The 6,921-nt window shown below is 73.3% G+C and carries 6 protein-coding genes; 2 read left to right on the top strand and 4 right to left on the bottom strand.

Annotated features, from left to right (window positions below; translation table 11 throughout):
• The first annotated feature begins 111 nt into the window (after positions 1 to 111).
• Positions 112 to 1,767, top strand: coding sequence for an FAD-binding dehydrogenase (locus E0D90_RS21750; RefSeq protein ID WP_130799743.1), 1,656 nt, complete (start codon positions 112 to 114; stop codon positions 1,765 to 1,767).
• A 125-nt stretch (positions 1,768 to 1,892) separates the two neighbouring features.
• On the opposite strand, the gene E0D90_RS21745 is transcribed toward E0D90_RS21750, so the two are convergent.
• The 4 genes from E0D90_RS21745 to E0D90_RS21730 all read right to left on the bottom strand — a co-directional run bounded on the left by E0D90_RS21745 (position 1,893) and on the right by E0D90_RS21730 (position 5,857).
• Positions 1,893 to 2,555: a LysM peptidoglycan-binding domain-containing protein gene (locus E0D90_RS21745; RefSeq protein ID WP_103500331.1), complete on the bottom strand. Its 663-nt coding sequence runs from the start codon at positions 2,553 to 2,555 to the stop codon at positions 1,893 to 1,895.
• Position 2,556: 1 nt separating this feature from the next.
• The gene (locus tag E0D90_RS21740; protein ID WP_107499069.1) at positions 2,557 to 2,796 is read right to left on the bottom strand and encodes a twin-arginine translocation signal domain-containing protein; all 240 of its coding nucleotides are present in this window, start codon (positions 2,794 to 2,796) and stop codon (positions 2,557 to 2,559) included.
• 325 nt (positions 2,797 to 3,121) lie between these two features.
• Positions 3,122 to 4,915 carry a VanW family protein gene (locus tag E0D90_RS21735; protein ID WP_130799744.1) on the bottom strand — a complete coding sequence of 598 codons (1,794 nt, stop codon included), beginning with the start codon at positions 4,913 to 4,915 and terminating at the stop codon, positions 3,122 to 3,124.
• Positions 4,916 to 5,065: 150 nt separating this feature from the next.
• Entirely contained in the window at positions 5,066 to 5,857 is a 792-nt protein-coding gene (locus E0D90_RS21730; protein ID WP_130799742.1) for a DeoR/GlpR family DNA-binding transcription regulator, read from the bottom strand.
• Positions 5,858 to 6,018: 161 nt separating this feature from the next.
• Here E0D90_RS21730 and E0D90_RS21725 point away from each other — a divergent pair.
• Positions 6,019 to 6,921: class II fructose-bisphosphate aldolase (locus E0D90_RS21725; protein WP_130799741.1), on the top strand; the 903-nt coding region annotated here is incomplete at its 3' end.

The raw sequence follows: 6,921 nt of genomic DNA, 5'->3' as shown, positions 1-6,921 counted from the left end.
CCCGGAGCCGCCCCCGGTCCGCTCCCGCCCCGGCCGCGCCGCACCGATCCCTCCCGACTCCACCGACACCCGGCCCGGCCGCCGCGAGCGGGCCCCGAAGGACGGAACCAGATGGCGTACGACGCCGACGTGATCGTGATCGGGGCCGGCCTCGCCGGGCTGGCCGCAACCGCCGAACTGGCCGACGCCGGGCGGCGGGTGATCCTGCTGGACCAGGAGCCCGAGCAGTCGCTCGGCGGTCAGGCGCACTGGTCCTTCGGCGGGCTCTTCCTCGTCGACTCGCCCGAGCAGCGGCGGATGCGGGTGCGTGACAGCCGCGACCTCGCCTGGCAGGACTGGCTCGGCACCGCCGGTTTCGACCGGCCCGAGGACCGGTGGCCGCGCCGCTGGGCCGAGGCGTACGTCGACTTCGCCGCCGGGGAGAAGCGCTCCTGGCTGCACGGTATGGGCGTCCGGTTCTTCCCGGTCGTCGGCTGGGCCGAACGTGGTGGCTACGACGCGGGCGGGCACGGCAACTCGGTGCCCCGCTTCCACATCACCTGGGGGACGGGCCCGGGGCTCCTGGAACCGTTCGTCCGCCGGGTGCGTGAGGGGGTGGCGCGCGGACTGGTCGAGCTGCGGTTCCGGCACCGGGTCACCTCGCTGGCCGCCACCGGAGGAACGGTGGACACCGTCGGCGGCGAGGTCCTGGTGGCGAGCGAGGCGGCGCGCGGGGCCGCCAGCAGCCGGGAGAGGGCCGGTGACTTCGAACTGCGCGCCCAGGCCGTGGTCCTCGCCTCGGGCGGAATCGGGGGGAACCAGGAGCTGGTGCGGGCCAACTGGCCCGAGCGGCTGGGGAATCCGCCCGCACGAATGCTGTCCGGCGTACCCGCCCACGTGGACGGCCTGATGCTGGGCGTGGCCGAGGAGGCCGGCGCCCGGCTCATCAACCGCGACCGGATGTGGCACTACACCGAGGGCATCGAGAACTGGGACCCGGTCTGGGCCGGCCACGGCATCCGCATCCTGCCCGGCCCGTCGTCGCTGTGGTTCGACGCGACCGGCCGCCGGCTGCCCGTCCCGCTCTTCCCCGGCTTCGACACGCTCGGCACCCTCGCCCACATCACCCGCACCGGCCACGACCACACCTGGTTCGTGCTCACCCGCAGGATCATCGAGAAGGAGTTCGCCCTCTCGGGCTCCGAACAGAACCCCGACCTCACCGGCAAGTCCGTGCGCGGGGTGCTGGGCCGGGCCCGGGGCGGCGCGCCCGGTCCCGTGCGCGCCTTCATGGAGAAGGGCGCCGACTTCGTGGTGGAGCGCGACCTCGGCGCACTGGTACGGGGCATGAACGCGCTCACCGGCGAGGAGCTGATCGACGAGGCGGCGCTGCGCCGCGAGATCGAGGCGCGGGACCGGGAGATCGGCAACCGGTTCACCAAGGACCTCCAGCTCACCGCCGTGCGCGGCGCCCGCTCCTACCTCGGGGACAAGCTGATCAGGGTCGCGACCCCGCACCGTCTGCTCGACCCGGATGCCGGTCCGCTGGTCGCCGTACGGCTGAACATCCTCACCCGCAAGACACTCGGCGGCCTGGAGACCGACCTGCGGGGGCGGGTGCTGCGCGAGGACGGCGAGTGGCTGCCCGGGGTGTACGCGGCGGGCGAGGCCGCCGGCTTCGGCGGGGGAGGGGTGCACGGCTACCGGGCGCTGGAGGGCACCTTCCTCGGCGGCTGCCTCTTCTCCGGCCGGGCCGCCGGCCGGAGCGCGGCGGCGGACGTCGGCTGAGCCTCACGCCGCCGTCGAGGCCAGGCACCCGAGGAGACGCTCACGGGTGCCGCCGTCCCGGGCGGGCGGTCACCCGCCCGGGACGGCGGTTCAGACGGCCGGCTCACGCACCCGGCCGCGTGCGGTCACGCCGCCGGGATGATCAGCACCTGGCCGATCCGGATCGTGTACGGCTCCGGGATGTTGTTGGCCGCCGCGATCGACATCCACGGCACGCCGTATAGCTGGCCGATCGAGTACAGCGTCTCCCCAGCCCGCACCGTGTGCGTCCGGCTGCCCCCGGGGTTGAGCCGGCCGTCCTGCACCAGCGGGTAGAGGTTCCCGGGGCACTCGGTGGCCCGGTGGTTGCGGTGGCCGTTGATCGCCGCCGCCGCGCCTCCCGAGGAGCGCAGCCGTGCGATCGCCAGATGGAACGCGTCCACCAACTGTGCTGTGATCGCGTCGTAGTTGCTGGACGATCCGCCGGTCAGGGCGCACACCGCGTACCAGTTCTGGTTGCCGGCGTCGGTGCCGTTGGCGGCGGTGCGCTGCCGTTCGCCCCGGCCCTCGAAGACATAGCCGTGCACGCAGGTGAGGTGGCTGTAGGCCACGTCCGTCCAGCCGTTGGAGTCCATGTGGTAGTTCTGGATTCCGCGCACCTGCGCCGCGCAGTCGGCGTGGCTGCCGCGTGCGACGCGGCTGCCACCGACGTGGTGGACGGTGACCCCGCCGTTGGCCGGGGTGATGTTGGTGTTGCTGCTGCGCCGGGCGCGGGCGCCCCACTGGGCGCGGGTGACGAAGGTCGCCATCTCAGCGCTCCCTTCGGTGCAGTTCGCAGTCGACGCTGGCGTTGAGCGGTTCCGCGTACGGGTCGTCCTCCGCGCCCGGCGCGTACTGCGCGGCGGGATGGTCGGGCCGGTTGACGACGGGAAGGTCCCCCGGTGCGGCCGCGAAGGCCGAGTTCGCGCAGATGACGGGAAGTGCGACCGCGCCCCCAGCGGCCGCCGCGACGGCGGTCAGGAAACCGCGACGCGATGTTCGTCCGGACACTGCTCCTCCAGATGCTTTCGGATCGGGAGGCGAGCGGCCACTCCTCTCGCGGACCGGCAATGGCCAACGAATAGCCCTGTGTACAAACGGAGTTGGTCACTCACCACATGAGCGATGAGAGGACTTCCCCGCGCCCTGGTCGACCATGCGGCAGTTATATGAATGTTGCAACGATCATGTCCGGTGACCGCGCCCGAATGCCCTGATCGGACCAACGCGGGCCGGACCGGCCCGTCACCCACCCGCACACGAGCGAGGGCCGGCCGTCGCTCTCCGCGACGGCCGACCCTCGGCCGGTCAGGTTGCCGGGCTCCCGGCCGGGACGTCAGTCGTCGCCCGAGCCGGCCTCGCACACGACCTCGTCACGCGGGGTGTACCGGGTCTTGAAGTCCTCGCGCTTGACCTCTTCGCCGCCGATCTTGAAGACCCGCTCCACCGTGACGTCGAACCCCTCCAGCGGGGGCTGCGGCACGCAGTCGTCCTCGATGGCCTCGCGGGTCCCGGGCTCGACCACGTTGGTGCGGTCGCCGGTGACCGACTCCACCTCGTCGTACTTCTTGGTGCCCAGGAACGAGATCGTCACCGAGTTCTCGTTGGAGGTGGCGGAGATGTAGATGGTGTGGTCCGAGTCGTTCTCGAAGCTGTTGTCCAGGTGGCCCCACGCGACCGTGGCCTCCCGGCCCTCCGGGTAGCGCTCGATGTAGAACGAGTGGGCGCCGTACTCGACCGGCTTCACGCCGGCGAAGAACACCGCGTTGAACATGGTGGTGGCCACCGCCGAGACGCCGCCGCCCTGGGCCGTCTGGTACTGGTCGTCCAGGATGATCAGACCCTCGACGAAGCCGTTCTCCTCGGTCCGTTCGCCCACGGTCTCGTTGAAGCTCCAGCGCTCGCCGGGCTTCACCACGGAGCCGTTGATCAGCTCGGCGGCCCGGCCGATGTTGGTGGTCCGGTACGGGGCCGGATCGAAGTTGACGGTGAACGTCGACATCTGCTCGGTGATGCCCAGCTCGGAGACGTTCTCCCGGGTGAGCTCGGGCTCGGTCTCCGTGACGGTCGCCTCGTCGGTGCGGGCCGGGCCGATCCGGGTGAGCAGCGGCATCACCTTCTCGCCGAGGTCCCCGGTGTCCACCTCCAGGCCGCTGCGGCCGTCCGCGGTCACCACCACCTCGCCGCCCTGCACCGCCAGCCGCGCGTTGAGCGCCGCGCGGGAGACCCCGTCGACCTCCGCGCGGACCGTGTCGTCCCCGGCCAGCCCCTCGCCGTCCAGCTGCGGCTCCAGGCTGCCGTCGTCGTCCGGCTCCATCGTCAGATAGGGGCTGATCATCGCCGGAGTGAGGGTGATGTCCTGGCCGTCGGCGGTCAGGGTCACCGGGCCGGACATCGCGGGCTCCGCGAACTCCTCGACCGCGCGCCGGACTTCCTCCTCGTCCACGTCGGGCTGGGCCGCGGTGACGGGCAGCGACAGGGGGGTGTCGGTGGCGCCGCTCAGATAGGACTCGCGCAGCCGTTCCAGCGCGCCGTCCACATCGAGGGAGGCACCGCTGCTCGGTTCGGTCACCACGACCTCGCCGTCGGCGAAGGAGACCGCCCCCTCGGTGTGCTCGGTGCCCGTCTGCTCGGCGAGCGCCTCCAGCTCCGCGCGGCCCTTCTCCTCGTCCACGGTGGCCACCGGCTCCAACTCGCCGCCGCCACCGCCGAAGATCCGGCCCAGCAGTCCGGGCCGGTCGGCCTGGTCGACCGTCGCCGCCACATCGACCGCGAGGCCGGCGTCGGCCGGGTCGATCAGGTGCGGATCGGCGGCGTCCTCCGGAACCTCGCCGATGTAGACCTGGATGGGCTCGTCGGTCTGCCCCGCCAGCTCGCTGTCCAGCCTGTCCCGGGCCTCCTCGGGGCTCAGCCCGCCGATGTCGACGCCCAGCACCGTGGTGCCGGAGGCGATGGTGGAGTCGATCGCCAGTGAGGCCACCAGAAAGCTGCCGCCCAGCACCAGGGCCACCGCGCCGCCGATGAGCGCGGGCCGGGGCAGCGCCCGGAAGCGTTCCGCCACCGTGGGACTGGTGTTCTCCGCGGTCTCCGCACCGGGTATCCGGGGCGGCTCGGCAGGCGGCGGCGGCATGTACGACACGGGACTCCTCGGGTGCTGCTGCGTGGGCCGTGGGACGGCGTCAGTGAACATTAACAAAGCGCCGTTCGATAAACGAAAAGGTACAAATAGCTCCGGTCTGCCCGACGCTGCCCCGACCTGCGCAGGTGTGGGAGCCGCTCCTCACGCCGTGACGATGGTCACTCCCGCGGCCTCGAACAGCCGGGCCGTCCCCGGGCCGACCCCGTCGTCGGTCACCAGCACGTCCACCGCGGAGACCGCGCAGACCCGCGCGAACGAACGCCCCGCCAGCTTCCCGGAGTCGGCCGCCACCACCACCCGCCCCGCCTGGGCGCACAGCAGCCCGTTCACCGCCGCCTCCTCCTCGTGGTAGGTCCACGCCCCGTCCTCCGGGTCGAACGCGGTCACCCCCAGGACCGCGACATCCACCGTCAGCCCGCTCAGCGTCGCCGCGGCCAGCGGGCCGGCCAGCTCGTAGGAGTGCGGGCGGGCCACCCCGCCGGTCACCACCGTCTTGAACCGCGGCCGGACCGCCAGCTCCGCCGCGATGTTCAGCGCGTTGGTCACCACCGTGAGCGCCGGCACCCCACTGCCGTCACCGCCGCTCATACGCGGGTCGGCGGCCAGCGCCCGCGCCACCTCCGTGACCGTGGTGCCGCCGGTCAGGCCCACCGCCTCACCCGGCGCCACCAGCTCGGCCACCGCCCGCGCGATCCGCCGCTTCCGGTCCGCCTGCCGCCCGGCCTTGTACCGCAGCGGCAGCTCATAGGAGACGCCGTGCGCGACCGCGCCGCCCCGGGTGCGCCGCAGCATCCGGCGTTCCGCCAGTGCGTCCAGATCCCGGCGCACCGTCGCCGCCGAGACCCCGAGCGCCCCGGCCGCCTCCTCCACCGTCAGCTCGCCGCGCGCCGCCAGCAGCTCCAGTAGCGCCTCCCACCGTGCCTCCCGGCTCACCCGGACCTCCTCCCACGGGCCGCCGCGCCTCACGGCGCCACCCGCATGCTTGAAACTGATCGAAACCGCCGCCTATATTGCACAACCAAGCACAACCAAGCACAGTCGAGCACGACGTTCGCGCACCGGCCGCCCGCCGGGCCGTCGGGACGGAGCCCGCCATGCCACTCGCCGCAGCCGGACTCCTGCTCGGTGACGCCACCGCCGCCGGACGTGGCGTCGCCTCCTTCAACGTCATCACCCTCGAACACGTCGAAGCCGTCATCGACGGCGCCGAGCGCGCCGGGGCACCCGTCATCGTGCAGATCAGCGAGAACGCCGTCCGCTACCGGGGCGGCGCGCTGCTGCCGCTGGCCCGCGCCGTCACCGCCGCCGCCGAGGCCGCGGACGTACCCGTCGCCCTCCACCTCGACCACGTCCGCGACACCGAGCTGCTGCGCCGCGCCGCCGACGCCGGATGCGGCTCCGTGATGATCGACGCCTCGCACCTGCCGTACGCGGAGAACACGGCGCTGACCCGGGACGCGGTCACCTGGGCCCACGACCACGGGCTGTGGACCGAGGCCGAACTCGGCCAGATCGGCGGCAAACCCGGCACCCCGCCACTGGACCCGCACGCCCCCGGCGCCCGCACCGACCCCACCCAGGCGCGGGAGTTCACCGCCGCCACCGGCGTCGACGCACTGGCCGTCGCCATCGGCAGCACCCACGCGATGGCGACACGGTCCGCCGAACTCGACCACGCGCTGCTCGCCCGCCTCGCCGAGGCCGTACCCGTCCCCCTGGTGCTGCACGGCGCCTCCGGAGTGCCCGACACCGAACTGTCGGCGGCGGTGCGCGGCGGCATCACCAAGGTCAACATCGGCACCGCGCTGAACGCCGCGCTGACCGCCGAGACCCGCCGGGCGCTGGGCGCGGACCCCGGCCTCACCGACCCGCGCCGCTGGCTGGCGCCCGGCCGCGACGCCATGGCACGCGTGGTCGCCGCGCTCATCCCGCCGATCCACACCCCCGCGGCCCTCCCCGCCGGCCACGCCCCCGGCCGGCGGGGAGGGCCGCGGGGG

It is taken from the genome of Streptomyces otsuchiensis, from assembly GCF_004305975.1.
GTDB lineage: Bacteria > Actinomycetota > Actinomycetes > Streptomycetales > Streptomycetaceae > Streptomyces > Streptomyces otsuchiensis.
This window is presented reverse-complemented; position numbering and strand designations above follow the sequence as displayed.